The organism is Streptomyces sp. NPDC096152, assembly GCF_044763235.1.
Taxonomy (GTDB): Bacteria; Actinomycetota; Actinomycetes; order Streptomycetales; family Streptomycetaceae; genus Streptomyces.
Genome location: NZ_JBIWFW010000008.1, coordinates 395,566 through 411,370, shown reverse-complemented (window position 1 = coordinate 411,370; position 15,805 = coordinate 395,566). Strand labels below are relative to the sequence as shown.

General features: G+C 73.3%; 14 protein-coding genes. 2 read left to right on the top strand and 12 right to left on the bottom strand.

Annotated features, from left to right (window positions below):
* Positions 1-233 precede the first annotated feature (233 nt).
* Both ACIQ9G_RS27750 and rpe read right to left on the bottom strand, forming a co-directional pair.
* On the bottom strand, positions 234-1,277 hold the full coding sequence (locus tag ACIQ9G_RS27750; protein ID WP_403614647.1) for a sugar-binding transcriptional regulator: 1,044 nt from the start codon (positions 1,275-1,277) through the stop codon (positions 234-236).
* Positions 1,278-1,355: 78 nt separating this feature from the next.
* On the bottom strand, positions 1,356-2,042 hold the full coding sequence (gene rpe, locus ACIQ9G_RS27745; protein ID WP_403614644.1) for a ribulose-phosphate 3-epimerase: 687 nt from the start codon (positions 2,040-2,042) through the stop codon (positions 1,356-1,358).
* Positions 2,043-2,242: 200 nt separating this feature from the next.
* Here rpe and ACIQ9G_RS27740 point away from each other — a divergent pair, with 200 nt between their 5' ends.
* Entirely contained in the window at positions 2,243-3,814 is a 1,572-nt protein-coding gene (locus ACIQ9G_RS27740; protein ID WP_403614641.1) for an MFS transporter, read from the top strand.
* Between the two features lie 7 nt (positions 3,815-3,821).
* On the opposite strand, the gene ACIQ9G_RS27735 is transcribed toward ACIQ9G_RS27740, so the two are convergent.
* Positions 3,822-5,240, bottom strand: a complete 1,419-nt coding sequence (locus ACIQ9G_RS27735) for an RsmB/NOP family class I SAM-dependent RNA methyltransferase (RefSeq protein ID WP_403614638.1) — start codon at positions 5,238-5,240, stop codon at positions 3,822-3,824.
* Positions 5,241-5,315: 75 nt separating this feature from the next.
* A complete protein-coding gene (gene fmt, locus ACIQ9G_RS27730) occupies positions 5,316-6,248 on the bottom strand; it encodes a methionyl-tRNA formyltransferase (RefSeq protein ID WP_403614636.1) in 933 nt (310 codons plus the stop codon).
* A 293-nt stretch (positions 6,249-6,541) separates the two neighbouring features.
* Between fmt and ACIQ9G_RS27725 the strand changes: the two genes are divergently transcribed.
* Positions 6,542-7,084, top strand: a complete 543-nt coding sequence (locus tag ACIQ9G_RS27725) for a hypothetical protein (RefSeq protein ID WP_403614633.1) — start codon at positions 6,542-6,544, stop codon at positions 7,082-7,084.
* Positions 7,085-7,195: 111 nt separating this feature from the next.
* On the opposite strand, the gene ACIQ9G_RS27720 is transcribed toward ACIQ9G_RS27725, so the two are convergent.
* The 8 genes from ACIQ9G_RS27720 to ACIQ9G_RS27685 all read right to left on the bottom strand — a co-directional run bounded on the left by ACIQ9G_RS27720 (position 7,196) and on the right by ACIQ9G_RS27685 (position 15,785).
* The gene (locus tag ACIQ9G_RS27720) at positions 7,196-9,343 is read right to left on the bottom strand and encodes a primosomal protein N' (protein WP_403614631.1); all 2,148 of its coding nucleotides are present in this window, start codon (positions 9,341-9,343) and stop codon (positions 7,196-7,198) included.
* Between the two features lie 135 nt (positions 9,344-9,478).
* Positions 9,479-10,687, bottom strand: a complete 1,209-nt coding sequence (metK, locus tag ACIQ9G_RS27715) for a methionine adenosyltransferase (RefSeq protein ID WP_403614629.1) — start codon at positions 10,685-10,687, stop codon at positions 9,479-9,481.
* A gap of 235 nt (positions 10,688-10,922) precedes the next feature.
* Positions 10,923-12,125, bottom strand: a complete 1,203-nt coding sequence (coaBC, locus tag ACIQ9G_RS27710) for a bifunctional phosphopantothenoylcysteine decarboxylase/phosphopantothenate--cysteine ligase CoaBC (protein WP_403614627.1) — start codon at positions 12,123-12,125, stop codon at positions 10,923-10,925.
* Between the two features lie 136 nt (positions 12,126-12,261).
* Positions 12,262-12,534 (bottom strand): DNA-directed RNA polymerase subunit omega, encoded by a 273-nt coding sequence (gene rpoZ, locus ACIQ9G_RS27705; RefSeq protein WP_067025681.1) that lies wholly within the window; start codon positions 12,532-12,534, stop codon positions 12,262-12,264.
* Positions 12,535-12,584: 50 nt separating this feature from the next.
* Positions 12,585-13,178, bottom strand: a complete 594-nt coding sequence (gene gmk / locus ACIQ9G_RS27700; protein ID WP_403614624.1) for a guanylate kinase — start codon at positions 13,176-13,178, stop codon at positions 12,585-12,587.
* A gap of 37 nt (positions 13,179-13,215) precedes the next feature.
* Entirely contained in the window at positions 13,216-13,539 is a 324-nt protein-coding gene (locus ACIQ9G_RS27695) for an integration host factor (protein ID WP_006607450.1), read from the bottom strand.
* 288 nt (positions 13,540-13,827) lie between these two features.
* Positions 13,828-14,673 (bottom strand): orotidine-5'-phosphate decarboxylase, encoded by an 846-nt coding sequence (pyrF, locus tag ACIQ9G_RS27690; protein ID WP_403614622.1) that lies wholly within the window; start codon positions 14,671-14,673, stop codon positions 13,828-13,830.
* On the bottom strand, positions 14,670-15,785 hold the full coding sequence (locus tag ACIQ9G_RS27685; RefSeq protein ID WP_403614620.1) for a quinone-dependent dihydroorotate dehydrogenase: 1,116 nt from the start codon (positions 15,783-15,785) through the stop codon (positions 14,670-14,672). The genes pyrF and ACIQ9G_RS27685 overlap by 4 nt, the downstream gene beginning before the upstream one ends.
* Positions 15,786-15,805: the final 20 nt, after the last annotated feature.

Sequence of the window (15,805 nt, the reverse complement as noted above, 5' to 3'; positions counted from 1 at the left end):
GTCCGGATCGTCATCCCCGGTCGAAACGTCCAGGCTGGTCAGCGGGCCTTTCGGAGGAACGTCCAAGGGCGCGCACCACCCGGAGCGCGGGCGTCGTGTCCATGGCCTGGGAGAACACTCGTCATCTCGGCACCGCCCGGGAGGAGAGGGGACCGACGGGGACGGGCCGCGGCGGCACGCTGCTGCCGCGGCCCCTCCCCGCACGACGTGTCGCCGGAGGCGTCCGGCGCCCGTCAGACGCCGTCGGGGTCCGCCCGGTTCAGGGCCGGCTTCGGGGTCGGGCCCGCCGTCATCAGGTAGTCCGCGGCCGAGGTGTCCGTGACCAGGCTGGTGACCAGCCCGGACCGCAGCACCGCGTCGATCGCCGCCGCCTTGCGCTGGCCGCCGGCGATCGCGACGACCTCCGGGATACGGCGCAGCTGGTCGGCCTTGACCGTGATGCACCGCTCCCCCAGGTCCCGCCCGATCCGGCGCCCCTCGGCGTCGAACAGGTGGGCCGCCATCTCGGCGGCGACACCCAGCGAGGCGTAGTGCGCGCGCTCCTCGTCGCTGAGCATGTCGTGCACCGTCGAGATGCCCGGCTCCCAGGAGCCGATGGACACACAGGCGACCGTGACCTTGTCGAAGTACTCGAAGGCCCGCGCGATCCCCGTCTGGTGGCGCAGCGCCCCCGCGGTGGCCGCGTCCGGCAGCAGCATCGGCGCGTAGATGGGGTGGGCGTCGCCGCCGGACACCTGCGCGGCGCGGCGCACGGCCTCCACCGAGCCGCGCTCGGAGGTCCCGGCGTCGTACACGCCCGTCAGCTGCACCACCGTGCACGGCGGCAGCCGGTCGAGGGCCGCGGCCATGTGGATGGTGGACCTGCCCCAGGCCAGGCCGAGGACGTCCCCCTCGTCGACCAGCTCGCCGAGCAGGTCCGCGGCGACCTCGCCGAGGTTCTCCGGGTCGGGCGTCTCCTCGGCCTCGGCCGGGGACTCCACCACGACGGCGTGCCTGAGGCCGTAGCGGGCGCGGAGCGCGTCGGAGCGCTCGGCGTCCAGCTCGGCCGGGACACGGATCTCGATGCGCACGAGATCCCGTTCGAGGGCGGTCTCCAGGACCCGGGCCACCTTGAAGCGGCTGACGCCGAACTCCTCCGCGATCTGGATCTTGGACTTGCCCTCGAGGTAGAAGCGGCGGGCCATGGCCGCCGCCTGCACCAGCTCAGCGGGTCCCATCCGCATGGCTGACCGGCCCGCCGACATACCCGACACGGCGATCTCCTCACTGCTGTTCACACTCTGGATTCGCCGTTCATCCTCGCAGATCCGGCGCACTCGATCAGCCCTGATGGGAGCCGTTCACGTACCTGTGGCTCAGTGGTCGCACGCCCATGACGCCCGGGCGATGGCCGTTTCCGCCTGGGTGCGCAATGCACGTACCGCGTCCGAGGGGTCCTTGGCCCCGTAGACCGCGGAGCCGGCGACGAACACGTCCGCGCCGGCGTCCGCGCACTGTTCGATCGTAGAGGCCGAAACGCCGCCGTCGACCTGGAGCCACAGTTCGAGACCGTGCTTGCTGATCAGCTCACGGGTGCGGCGGATCTTCGGCAGCATGATGTCGAGGAACGCCTGACCGCCGAAGCCCGGCTCCACCGTCATGATCAGCAGCATGTCGAGCTCGGGGAGCAGGTCCTCGTACGGCTCGATGGGCGTGGCGGGCTTGAGCGCCATCGAGGCCCGGGCGCCCTTGGCGCGGATCTCGCGCGCGAGCCGGACGGGGGCGGCGGCGGCCTCGACGTGGAAGGTGACCGAGGAGGCACCGGCTTCGACGTACTGCGGGGCCCAGCGGTCCACGTCCTCGATCATCAGGTGGCAGTCCAGCGGGGTGTCCGTCGCCCGGGCCAGGGACTCAACGATCGGCACGCCGAGGGTCAGGTTCGGGACGAAGTGGTTGTCCATGACGTCCACGTGGAGCCAGTCGGCGCCGTCGACCGCCTTCGCCTCGTCGGCGAGGCGCGCGAAGTCGGCGGACAGGATGCTGGGGTTGATCTGCACGGCCATGACCCAAGACTGCCATGCCCGGGCACGGTTGTTCGCCCCGGTACCCGGCTGAAGCGCGCGGGGCCCGTCCGGCGGCGCCCCGGCCGACTCGAACGCCGGTCGCCCCGTGCGCGTCGGACCGGAAAAGCGCGCCGCCGTGGGACGGCCGTTCTATCGTCGACCGGCAGACGACCCGCGGGGGGACCACGGGAGGTGTTGCGGTGCCGAGGGCCCGGCCAGAGACGAGAGGAAGCAATCTGCCCATCGTCCTCGGGCTCTCCCTGGCCTTCACGGTCACGGTCCTCGACCCACTGCTGCTCAGCCTGAACCTGGCCGAGGTGAGCCGGGCCCTCCACGTGCCGCAGGACCTGGTCGGGCTGCTGGGCGGCGCGGCGACGCTGGTGGTGGCCGCCGCCGTCCTCGCGGCGGGCGGCGTGGGGGACGCGTTCGGGCTCAAGCGGCTGCTCATGGTGGGACTGGTGATCGTCACGATCGCCAATCTGCTCTCGACGCTCTCCACCGGCTACCGCTTCCTGCTGGCGATGCGCTTCCTGGACGGCGTGGGTCTGACCGCGCTGCTGGGTGTCTCCATGGCCCTGCTGAAGGCCTCGGTGCCGTCGGAGAAGCGGCCAGCCGCCCTCGGCGTGTTCATGGCCATCGAGATGTTCGTGGTCGGGGTGACCCCGGCGATCGCGGGCTGGCTGGTGGACCAGGTCGGCTGGCGGTCGCTGTTCCTGATCTCCCCGCTGCTGTGCCTGTTCTCGTTCTGGCTGACCGCCCGGCGCGTCCCCGAGCCGCCCGCCCACGAACGGCGCCCGCTCGACGTGGCCGCCGTCCTGCTGGTCGGTGTGGCCCTGCTGTCCCTCGTCGTCGGCATGGCCGCGGCACAGAACGGCGTCGCCCGGCCCGAGACCTGGGTGCCCCTGCTCATCAGCGTGCTCGCCGCCGTGCTGTTCGTGCTCCACGAGCGCCGTACCCCCGAACCCGCCGTGGATCTGGCGCTGTTCCGGGTCCCCGCGTTCAACGTGGCCCTGGTGGGGGCCCTTACGCTGAACTTCCTGGGCGCCGGATTCAGCTTCTCCCTGGGGCAGTTCGGCGACGCGGTGCTGTCGCTGCCGCCGGAGACCATCGGTCTGCTGTTCCTGCCCGGCACCGGGCTGATCGCCGGGACCGCGATCCTGGCCGGGCGCCTCATGGGCAGGTACACCCCGCGACCCGTGATGGTGACCGGCCTGCTGGTGCTGACGGCCAGTGGCCTGGTGATGGCGGGCTCCGCCGGCCCCCAGATGGCGCTGTGGCTGCTTCTGCTGGCCACCTGGCTGTGCAACCTCGGCATCACGATGACCTCCACCTCGGTGTCCGAGACGGTCCTCTCCCACGCACCCTCCGGGCGCACCGGCACGGTGGCCTCCGTGCAGTCGGCCGCCTCCATGACCGGCAACGCGTTCGGGCCCACCGTCTACCTGTTGCTGCTGAACTTCTTCTTCCAGCACGAGTGGCTGGCGGACGCCCGTACGCGCGGGCTCTCCGAGTCCCAGGCGGAGCAGGCCGTGAACGCGGTACGCAGCCAGCTGGCGGTGAGCCCCCCGGGCACCGCCGTGTACGACCCGAACCTGCTCCGGCAGTCGGCCGGGCTGAACCTCGGGCTGGACTTCAGCAACGGGCTGCGGCTCACCATGCTGACCGTCAGCTTCCTGCCGTTCGGGCTGGCGCTGGTCGCCCACTACGTGATGCCGGGCGGCTGGCGGATGAAGCGGCGGAGGCGGGAGACCGTGCCGGAGTCCGGGGGCTGAGCGACGGTCAGGCGGTCCGGCGGACGAGGGCCAGGTACATCGCGTCGGTGCCGTGCAGGTGCGGCCACAGCTGGACGTCCGGTCCGTCCCCGAGGGCGGGGACACCCGGCAGCAGGGGCCGGGCGTCGATCAGCTCGGCCCCGGGGAACTGCTTCAGCACGTCGTTGACCACGGCACGGGTCTCGGCGAGGTGGGGCGAGCAGGTGGCGTAGCCGACGACGCCGCCGACGCGCACGGACTCCAGCGCGGTGCGCAGCAGCCCGCGCTGGAGCGGGGCGAAACCGTCCAGGTCCTCCGGACGGCGCCGCCACCGCGCCTCGGGCCGCCGGCGCAGCGCGCCGAGCCCGGTGCACGGCACGTCCACGAGCACCCGGTCGAAACTGCCGGTCCGCCAGGCCGGCCGGGTCCCGTCCGCGGCGATCACCTGGTACGGCCCGGGGTTCCCGGCGAGCGCCTTGGCCACCAGCCCGGCCCGGTGGGGCTGCTTCTCGGAGGCGAGCAGCGCCGCCCCGCGCTCGGCGGCGAGTGCGGCCAGCAGGGCCGCCTTGCCGCCGGGCCCGGCGCAGCCGTCGAGCCACTTCTCGTCCGGTCCCTCCAGCGGGGCGCTGGCCAGGGCGAGGGCGACCAGCTGGCTACCCTCGTCCTGCACTCCCGCGCGGCCCTCCCGGACGGCGTCCACGGCCCCCGGCTCGCCGCCCTCGGTGAGGCGCACGGCGTACGGGGACCAGCGTCCCGGAACCGCGGCGTCCTCGCGCAGCAGTTCGTCGGTGGTGGCGCGGCCCGGCCGGGCGACCAGGGTGACCTCGGGCCGCTCGTTGTCGGCCTCCAGCAGGTCCTCGATCCCGGCGCGTGGGCCGCCGAGCGAGTCCCACAGGGCGGAGACGACCCAGCGGGGGTGGGAGTGCACGACGGCGAGGTGGTCCTCGGGGTCCTCGTCGTAGGGCGGCGCGACCTTCTCCAGCCACGCGTCGAGGTCGTGCCGGGCGACCTTGCGCAGCACGGCGTTGACGAACTTGGCGCGCCCGTCGCCGAGCACGACCCGGGCCAGCTCGACGGTGGCGGACACGGCCGCGTGCGAGGGGATCCGCGTCCCGAGGAGCTGGTGGGCGCCCAGGCTGAGCACGTCGAGCACCGGCGGGTCGACCTCTCGCAGCGGCCGGTCGACGCAGGACGCGAGGATCGCGTCGTAGGTCCCCTGCCGGCGCAGCGTGCCGTACACCAGCTCGGTCGCGAGCGCCGCGTCGCGGCCGTCGAAGTCGCCCTTCTCCCGCGCCTTGCGCAGCAGCGGCGGCAGGACGAGGTTGGCGTACGCGTCCCGCTCGTCCACGGCGCGCAGCGCCTCGAAGGCGAGGACGCGGACGGGGTCCTTCTGGGGACGGCGGTACGGCTTGGCGGGCTTGCGGGGCCGACGGGTGGTGTCGCTCACGAAAAAGGTGCTCCGGAAGTCTGGGTGCGCTGTGCACCTACCCTACGTCCCGCTCCGCGCGCCCCGCGCCGGGTGTCACCCCCCGAGGATCTCGCCGTCCGCGATGCGCACCCCGCGCGCCCAGTCCGCGGCCCGCATCGGCTTCTTGCCCTGGGCCTGCACCCACAGCAGTTCGACCGCGTAGGAACCGGTGCCCGCGTACACGTTGTTCTTGCCGACGGACAGGGCGCCGGGGGCGAGGTCCGTCCGCTCGGGGACGGGGACGACGTGCATCAGCTTGAGCCGCTCGCCGCGGAACGTGGTCCAGGCGCCGGGGGCCGGGGTGCAGCCGCGCACCACGCGGTCGACGCGCAGGGCCGGGGTCGTCCACTCGACCCGGGCGTCCTCGACCGTGATCTTCGGCGCGAGGGTGACGCCCTCGGCCGGCTGCGGTACGGCCTTCAGCGTGCCGTCCTCGATGCCGTCCATGGTCGCGGCGAGCAGGCCGGCGCCCGCGAAGGCGAGCCGGGTGAGCAGGTCGCCGCTGGTGTCGGTGGGGCGGACCTCCTCGGTGATGGTGCCGTAGACCGGTCCGGAGTCGAGGCCCTCCTCGATGAGGAAGGTCGAGGCACCGGTGATCTCGTCCCCGGCCATGACGGCGCGCTGCACGGGCGCGGCGCCACGCCAGGCGGGCAGCAGCGAGAAGTGCAGGTTGACCCAGCCGTGCGCCGGGATGTCGAGGGCGGCCCGGGGCAGCAGGGCGCCGTAGGCGACGACGGGGCAGCAGTCCGGGGCGATCTCCGCGAGCCGCGCCAGGAAGTCGGGGTCGCGCGGCTTGAGGGGCTTGAGCACCTCGATGCCGGCCTCTTCCGCCCGCTCGGCGACGGGGCTCGCGATCAGCCTGCGCCCGCGGCCGGCCGGCGCGTCGGGCCGCGTGACGACGGCGGCCACCTCGTGCCGTCCGGAGGCGATCAGGGCGTCCAGAGCGGGAACGGCGACCTCGGGGGTACCGGCGAAGACGAGCTTCATGGGCGGAGTTGGGCCTCTCGGGCGGGGTGGACGGCGGGCAGCGCACCAGTCTATGGCCATGGCCGCGGCGCCGCCGCCGACGGGCGACGGCCGACGCGGGTCGGCGGCGGTCCGGTGATGTCCGGCGATGGGGCACCCCGCAGCGCACGCCCTTCCACGGGGGCGTACGCGGATGCTCTTACGCCCCAGAGCGTGACCAGCGGAGGGTGAGCGCGTTGGTCAAGGAAGAGTTGACCACAACCGGCCGCCCGCGCGGCCCGGTTCCCTTCAACGCCGGTTCGAGAGGCTTTTTCATGGCCGACCACGCAACCCACGACGCCCAGGCCCGGGCCAGCCTGCACCTGCTGGTGCGGGACATCGAGCGGGTCCGCCGGCAGGTGGACGCACTGCGCACGCTCACCGCCCAGCTGGGGAACGTCTACCGCCCGCGCCGCTCCGGTCCCTCCACGGGCTTCGTCGTCTACGGACGCGCCCCCGCCCCGACGGTCCGTCTCGCGCAGGAGCTGCGGGACAGTGTCGAGACCCTGGTCACGGCCGCCGTGGACTTCGACCGCTCGCTGGGCTTCTCGTGGGACGCCGTGGGCTCGGCCCTCGGCGTCACCAAGCAGGCGGTGCACCGCCGTTACGGCGCGCGCCGCGCCGCGGCCCAGACGGCCGCCGAGCCCGAGCGGGCCCCGGAGCCGACGGACAGCCGCGCGGTCAACGTCGGCGGCCCGATCCCCGCGGTACCGACGGTCCCCGCGGCCCGCTCCATGCCGACCCAGCCGACGGCGGGCAGCCCGTCCCTGCGCGAGGACATCCGGCCGACGCCCTTCCCCGGTCCCCGCAACGGCTGACCACCCCCGCCTCGCCCTCCCGGGACGTCCGGGAGGGCGGCGGTGTCTCCGGGCCCCGCGGGCCCATGACCGGGAGCCGGGCACGCCGCCCACGAAGGCTGGTGGGTCACCTCACCCGATGTCCGGCGGATCGACGCGCACCCGAACGGCGTCGGCGCCGCCGCGTGCCGTCCGGGCCGCCTGTGCGGCCTTCAGCGCGGCGGCCAGCGCGGCTCCGCTGCCGGGCGGCACCCGGACCAGCGCCCGGTCCCAGTGCTCACCGGGCGGCGGATCCCCCGACCGGCGGGGCCGCCCCGGCGGCGTGACCGGGAACGGCACGGGACCGAGCACCTCGGCCTCGGGAGGCAGCCGGGCCGCGCGGAGGAACTCCGCGACCGCCTCCGCCGGACCCGACACGGCCGCCATCCGGGACACCGGCGGGAAACCCAGTTCGGCCCGCTCGGCCAGCTCCCGCACCGCGTGTCCCACGGGGTCCCAGCGCACCAGCGCCTGCACCGGCCGCAGCGTCGGCTCGGCGACGACGACCACGGTCCCGCCCGCCTCCTGCGGCCGGACGAGCGCTGCGGCGCCGATCCACCGCCGCAGCGCGTCCTCACCGGCCCGCAGGTCGGGGCGGCCCAGCATGGCCCAGCCGTCCAGCAGCAGGGCCGCCGCGTAGCCGCCCTCGGCGACCGGTTCGGCGCCGGGGGTGCTCACCACCAGCGCGGGTGTCCCCGGCACCGTGTCGAGCACGTGCTCGCGTCCCGACGTCCGTACCGGCACGGCGGGAAAGGCGCGCCCCAGCTCCTCCGCGGTCCGCCGGGCCCCGACGACCTGGGCCCGCAGCCGGAAGGATCCGCACTCCGGACAGTGCCAGGCGGACTCCTCACGCCCGCACCAGTCGCAGCGCGGCACTCCGGCGTCCTGTCCCTGCAGGGGGCCCGCGCAGTGCCGGCAGCGCGCGGGCGTGCGGCACTGCGCGCAGGCCATCCGCGGCACGTACCCCCGCCGGGGCACCTGCACCAGGACGGGCCCGTGCCGCAGCCCCTCCCGGGCCGCCTGCCAGGCGAGCGAGGGGAGCCGGGCGGCCCGGGCGGCCTCGTCGCGAGCGAGGTCCCCGTCCCCCACGGTCCGGACGAGCGGGGCGGTCCGCCGCACCTGCTCCCGCGCGGCCACGACGGGCCGGGCCCAGCCGCTCTCCACGAGCTGCGCGGCCTCCACGGTGCAGCTCCAACTGCCGAGCAGGAAGGCGCACTTGTCCTGCGCCGCGCGCAGCAGCAGCACCTCGCGGGCGTGTGGCTGCGGCGCGTGCTGCTCGCTGTGGCTGTCGTCCCCGTCGTCCCAGAGCGCGACGAGCCCGAGGTCCCGCACCGGCGCGAACATGGCGGCCCGGGTCCCGACGACGGCCCGGACGGAGCCCCGGGACACCGCGAGCCACTGGCGGTACCGCTTCTCGGGCCCGGCGTCTGCGGTGAGCAGTACATGCCGGCCCTCGCCCAGCAGGGCGGTCAGCGCGGCGTCCACCCGGGCGGCGGTCCTCCCGTCCGGTACGACGACCAGCGCGCCGCGCCCGGAGGCGAGCGTCGCCGCGACGGCCCGGGCCAGTTCCTCGCTCCACTCGGGGCCGGGCAGCGCGTTCCACACCGCGCGCGGCGTGCCGCCCGCGGCCAGCGCCGCCAGGAAGGCGGGCCCCCGCTCGTAGCGCGCCCAGGAGCCCGGCTCGGGCGCGGCGGGCGGCGGCAGCGGCGCGGGCGAGGGCCGCCGCTCGGCGCGCGCGCTGCGCGGCGGCACGGCGAGCTGCAGCACGTCGGCGAGGCTGCCCGCGTACCGGTCGGCGACGGCGCGCGCCAGGCCCAGCAGCTCCGGGCCGAGCACGGGCTCGGGCGAGACGACCTGGGCGAGGGCGGCGAGCGGGCCGGAGTAGTCGGACTCGGCGCGCCGCTCGATCAGGAACCCGTCGATGAGCCCGCCGCCCTCGCGGCGCCCCTCCCGGACCCGGTGCCGTCCGGCCCCGAACCGCACGCGCACCCGCACGCCGGGCTGCGCGTCGGCGTCCAGTTCCGCGGGCACCGCGTAGTCGAAGGAGCGGTCGAGGTGGAGCACGCCCTTGTCGACCAGCACCCGGGCCACCGGCAGCTCCCCCGCGAGCGCGGCGCCGCGCCAGGTGCGGGGCTTGGCGCGGGGCTCCTTGGCCTTGCGCACGCTCTCCCGGATGAGCGCAAGCTGCTCCGGCGGGGCCTGACCGGCCTCGCCGTCCCCCGGCCCGTTCTCGCTGCTCACGCTTGCATTCTTACCAAACGGGACCGACAACCGGGGGCGCCGGACAGGGCCGAGGCCCGGCCCCCGAAGGGAACCGGGCCTCGTGTGCCTCTCACGCACCCCTGGGAACCGCGGCCCCCGGGGTGAGAACGGCGACTAGACGCCCACCGCGGCGCGCAGGGCGTCCACGCGGTCGGTGCGCTCCCAGGTGAAGTCCGGCAGCTCGCGGCCGAAGTGACCGTACGCCGCGGTCTCGGCGTAGATCGGACGCAGCAGGTCCAGGGCGCGGATGATGGCGGCCGGACGGAGGTCGAAGACCTCCTCGATCGCCTTCTCGATCTTCTCGGTCTCGACCTTGTTGGTGCCGAAGGTCTCCACGAACAGGCCCACGGGCTCGGCCTTGCCGATCGCGTAGGCGACCTGGACCTCGCAGCGGGCGGCCAGACCCGCCGCCACGACGTTCTTCGCGACCCAGCGCATCGCGTACGCCGCCGAGCGGTCCACCTTGGACGGGTCCTTGCCGGAGAACGCGCCGCCGCCGTGCCGGGCCATGCCGCCGTAGGTGTCGATGATGATCTTGCGGCCGGTCAGGCCCGCGTCGCCCATCGGGCCGCCGATCTCGAAACGGCCGGTCGGGTTCACCAGCAGACGGTAGCCCTCGGTGTCCAGCTTGATGCCGTCCTCCAGGAGCGCCTTCAGCTCCGCCTCCACGACGAACTCGCGGATGTCGGGCGCCAGCAGCGACTCCAGGTCGATGTCGGACGCGTGCTGGGAGGAGACCACGACGGTGTCCAGGCGGACCGCCTTGTCGCCGTCGTACTCGATGGTGACCTGCGTCTTGCCGTCCGGGCGCAGGTAGGGGATCGTGCCGTTCTTGCGCACGTCCGACAGCCGCTTCGACAGGCGGTGCGCCAGGAAGATCGGCAGCGGCATCAGCGTCGGCGTCTCGTCCGTCGCGTACCCGAACATCAGGCCCTGGTCGCCCGCGCCCTGCCGGTCCAGCTCGTCGTCGTCGCCCTCGACCCGGGACTCGTAGGCGGTGTCGACGCCCTGCGCGATGTCCGGGGACTGCGAGCCGATCGACACCGACACGCCGCAGGAGGCGCCGTCGAAGCCCTTCTTGGAGGAGTCGTAGCCGATCTCGAGGATCTTGTTGCGGACCAGCGTCGCGATGTCCGCGTAGGCCTTGGTCGTGACCTCGCCGGCCACGTGCACCAGGCCGGTGGTGATCAGCGTCTCCACGGCGACCCGGGAGGTCGGGTCCTCCCGCAGAAGCGCGTCGAGAATGGTGTCGCTGATCTGGTCAGCGATCTTGTCGGGGTGACCTTCGGTCACGGACTCCGAGGTGAACAGGCGACGGGACACAACGCTCCCTGGGGTTGCAGCGGCTGCTGGCTGATCATGGGCGGACGGCACGGGGCTGCGCCCGGTCGTCCGAGAACAGTTTATCGGTCGCTCTCCGCCGTGGGCCTACCCGTCTCGTCTCTCGGGAACGCTGTGACCTGCGGCACGGGCATTCTGCCCAATGCCCGGCGGGCTTGGCCAGAGTCGCCACGCGCCGAAGTCCGGGCTCGAGCGATCGTCGAGCCGAATGAAACATTCAGCCGAGCCGGGCCGTCACCAGGTCCCACACGGTTTCGGCCAGGGCCTCCTTCGGTCCGTACGGCACCGGGGTCTCGGTGCCGTCGGCGCCCAGCACCACGGCCTCGTTCTCCTCCGAGCCGAAGGTCTTGAGCTCGCCCACCTCGTTCACCACGAGCAGGTCGCAGCCCTTGCGGGCCAGTTTCGTCCGCCCGTTGGCGAGGACGTCGTCGGTCTCCGCGGCGAAGCCCACGATCACCTGTCCGGGCCGCGCCCGGTCGGCCGACATCTCCGCGAGGATGTCCGGATTCCGCACCAGAGCGATGGGTTCCGGTTCCTGGTCGTCCTTCTTCTTGATCTTCCCGGCCGCGTACGCCACAGGGCGGAAGTCCGCGACCGCGGCGGCCATGACCACCGCGTCGGCGTCAGCGGCCGCCTTCAGCACCGCCTCGCGCATCTGCACGGCCGTCCCCACCTGGACGACGTCGACGCCCGCCGGGTCCGGCAGGCCGGTGTTCGCGGCGATCAGGGTGACGCGGGCTCCCCGGGCCGCCGCGGTCCGCGCCAGGGCGTAGCCCTGCTTGCCGGAGGAGCGGTTGCCGAGGAAGCGGACGGGGTCGAGGGGTTCGCGGGTGCCGCCGGCGCTGACGACGACGTGCCGCCCCTTCAGGTCGGGCTCGGTGACCCCGCGGGCGAGCACCCGGCGGCAGACCTCGAAGATCTCGGCCGGGTCGGGCAGCCGGCCCTTGCCGGTGTCGACGCCCGTCAGTCGGCCGACGGCCGGTTCGACGACGACGGCGCCCCGGCCGCGCAGTGTCGCCACGTTCTCCTGGGTGGCCGGGTGCTCCCACATCTCGGTGTGCATGGCCGGGGCGAAGACCACCGGGCAGCGGGCGGTGAGCAGGGTGTTGGTCAGCAGGTCGTCCGCGAGGCCGTGGGCCGCCTTCGCCAGCATGTCGGCCGTGGCCGGGGCGACGACGACCAGGTCGGCGTGCTGCCCGATGCGGACGTGCGGGACCTCGTGCACGTCGTCCCAGACCTCGGTGGAGACGGGGTTGCCCGACAGCGCCGACCAGGTGGCGGCGCCGACGAAGTGGAGCGCGGAGGCCGTGGGGACCACGCGGACGTCGTGGCCCGACTCCGTGAGTCGGCGCAGCAGCTCACAGGCCTTGTATGCGGCGATGCCGCCGCTGACCCCCAGAACGACCTTCGGCTTGTCCACCGTCTCTCCCGGACTCGGCTCGCGTGCGCCAGGGACGGGCGCACGGGTCTATGACACACCACAGGCCCGACAGTCGCGCTGCCGGGCCTGTGGAAAAAACCGCTGCGGTCTGCGGATATGACAATCCGCACACGACCTACTGCGCCGGGCCCTCGATGGCCTCGGACGTCAGCAGACCCGCGTTGATCTCGCGCAGGGAAATGGAGAGCGGCTTCTCGTGGACGTGCGTGTCGACGAGCGGACCGACGTACTCCAGGAGGCCCTCGCCGAGCTGCGAGTAGTACGCGTTGATCTGGCGGGCCCGCTTGGCCGCGTAGATCACGAGGCTGTACTTCGAGTCGGTGGCCTCGAGGAGCTCGTCGATCGGCGGGTTGATGATGCCCTCGGGCGCAGAAATGGAAGAGGACACGCTCTACCTTCCGATGGATGGGAAAGAATCAGTCAGTGTGACCGTCACGATCACACAACGTCCATCAAGGCTAGCAGCTCGCGCGCCACGTCCTCGACGGAGGTGTTGACCAGGGTCTCGTCGAACTCCGGCTCGGCCGCCAGCTCGATCTTCGCGGCCACCAGGCGGCGCTCGATCACCTCGGGCGGCTCGGTGCCCCGGCCGGTGAGCCGGCGCACCAGCTCCTCCCAGGAGGGAGGGGCCAGGAACACGAGCCGACCCTCGGGCATGGACTCGCGGACCTGCCGCGCGCCCTGGAGGTCGATCTCGAGGAGGACCGGCACTCCGGACTCCAGGTGCTCCAGCACGGCGGCGCGCGGCGTGCCGTAGCGGTTGCCGGCGAACTCCGCCCACTCCAGCAGCTCGCCGTTGGCGATCAGCTTGTCCATCTCGTCGTCGGTGACGAAGAAGTAGTGGACTCCGTGCTGCTCGCCGGGGCGGGGCTTGCGGGTCGTCGCCGACACCGAGAGCCAGACCTCGGGGTGCTTCTTGCGCATATGAGCGACGACCGTGCTCTTGCCGACCCCGGAGGGGCCGGAGAGCACGGTCAGCCGCGGACGTGCGTCCGGGGGCTCGGGGGTCGTCCCCCGGGGTGTTACAGCCATGCAGCGATTATTCCAGCAATCCCGGGGTTCCCGGGACTCAGGATGCGGTGCTGCCGAACTCGCGCTCCAGGGAGGCGATCTGGTTGGAACCGAGGCCGCGCACGCGGCGGCTCTCGGAGATGCCGAGCCGCTCCATGATCTGCTTGGCGCGGACCTTGCCCACGCCCGGCAGGGACTCGAGCAGGGCGGAAACCTTCATCTTGCCGATGACGTCGTTTTCCTGGCCCTGCTTGATGACCTCGTGCAGGGAGGCGCCGGAGTGCTTGAGTCGATTCTTGACCTCGGCCCGCTCCCGGCGAGCCGCGGCGGCCTTTTCGAGCGCGGCTGCGCGCTGTTCAGGGGTAAGGGGCGGAAGAGCCACGCCTACGTCACCTCGGATGTCGAACTGTCGGATACGGACCGGTGAGGAACCTAGTCGCCCCACACCTGGGGAGCCGCGAGCAACACGCTTGCCCGCTCTCCCCCACTGCCTGGGAGGGCGTGGGAGGCGCCCCCACTCGACGGAGACTAGCGGTCAAGTCCGCCAGAGTCAGCGAGAACAGCGGAAAAGTCCTGGTCAGCCTCCGCCAGGGCGGATATTTAGGACATACTGCCCTGGATTTGAGCATGTATCCAGACTCAAGAGGCCCCCGGCCCCTTCCCCGGAGACTCAGCCGGTGACCACCGCGACCCTGATCTCCTCCGCGAATCGTTCCGCCGCGTCACGCAGCGCGACGACGTCGGGACCGTGACGAAGAACACCCCGGCTCACGTTCGGCACCACGTTGCGCACCGCGGACCCGAACACCCGCGGGAGATCGGCCGGGGTGGCGCCCTGGGCGCCGATCCCGGGCGCGAGGAGCGGCCCGTGGATGTCGAGGTCGTACGACGACAGGTCGCCGAGCGTGGCACCCACGACCGCGCCGAAGGACCCCAGGGGCTCCTCCCCCGCGTTCTCCGCGGCGAGGTGGGCGAGCATCGTCGCCCCCACGCTGCGGCCGTCGGACCGCACGGCGTGCTGGACCTCGCCGCCCTCCGGGTTGGAGGTCAGCGCCAGCACGAACAGGCCCGTGCCGCTCTCCCGGGCCAGCTCGACCGCGGGCCGCAGCGAACCGAAGCCGAGGTACGGCGAGACGGTCAGCGCGTCCGAGAACAGCGGGGCGTCCTTGCGCAGGAAGGACTCGGCGTAGGCGGCCATGGTGGAGCCGATGTCGCCGCGCTTGGCGTCCATCAGGACCAGCGCGCCGGCCGCCCGCGCCTCCTCCACCGACTTCTCCAGGACGGCCAGGCCCCGGGAGCCGAAGCGCTCGAAGAAGGCGATCTGCGGCTTCAGGACGGCGACCCGGTCGGCCAGGGACTCGACCACGGTGCGGCTGAACCGCTCCAGGCCGGCCACGTCGTCGTTCAGTCCCCACTCGGTGAGCAGGGAGGCGTGCGGGTCGATGCCGACGCACAGCGGTCCGCGCTCGTCCATGGCGCGGCGCAGGCGTGCGCCGAAGGGGTCCAGCGGGCTCATGCCGTCTTCTCCGTCTTCCTGACGTCGGCGCCGACCGCGTCGGCGAGGGTGGGGTACGGGCTGGTGCGCAGGCGGGCGGCGAGCCCCTTGTGGACGGCCCGGCCCCAGAAGGGCCCCTGGTAGATGAAGGCGCTGTATCCCTGGATCAGGGTGGCGCCGGCCAGGATGCGCTGCCAGGCGTCCTCGGCGTCCTCGATGCCGCCCACGCCTACGAGCGTGATGCGGTCCCCCACGCGCGCGTAGAGACGGCGCAGCACCTGGAGGGAGCGCGCCTTCAGCGGCGCTCCGGACAGACCGCCCGTCTCCTTCACCAGCGCCGGGTCGGACCTCAGGCCGAGGCCCTCGCGCGCGATGGTGGTGTTGGTGGCGATGATGCCGTCCAGGCCCAGTTCCACGGCGAGGTCGGCGACCGCGTCGACGTCCTCGTCTGCCAGGTCGGGCGCGATCTTCACCAGCAGCGGCACCCGGCGGCCGGGCACCGCGCGGTCGGCGGCCTCGCGCACCGCGCTCAGCAGCGGGCGCAGGGCCTCGGTGGCCTGAAGGTTGCGCAGCCCCGGGGTGTTCGGGGAGGAGACGTTGACGACCAGGTAGTCGGCGTGCGGGGCCAGCCGCTCGGCCGATTTCACGTAGTCGCCGATCGCCTCCTCCTCCGGGACGACCTTGGTCTTGCCGATGTTGACGCCCACGACGGTCCGGAAGACGGGCGTGCGCGAGGCCAGGCGCGCCGCGACGGCGAGGGAGCCCTCGTTGTTGAAGCCCATGCGGTTGATCAGCGCCCGGTCCGCGACCAGGCGGAACAGCCGCTTCCTGGGGTTGCCGGGCTGCGGCTCGCCGGTCACGGTGCCGATCTCGACGTGGTCGAAGCCGAGCATGGCCATGCCGTCGATGCCGACCGCGTCCTTGTCGAAGCCGGCGGCGAGCCCGAACGGCCCGTGCATCCGCAGCCCGAGGGCCTCGGTGCGCAGTTCCTTGTACCGGGGCGCCAGGACGGCCGCGGCGAACGTGCGCAGCACGGGGATCCGGGCGGCCAGGCGGATCCAGCGGAAGGCCAGGTGGTGGGCCGCTTCGGGGTCCATCCGCCGGAAGAGCAGACGGAAGAAGAGCTGGTACATGTAGGTGTCCTCGTGGAGAG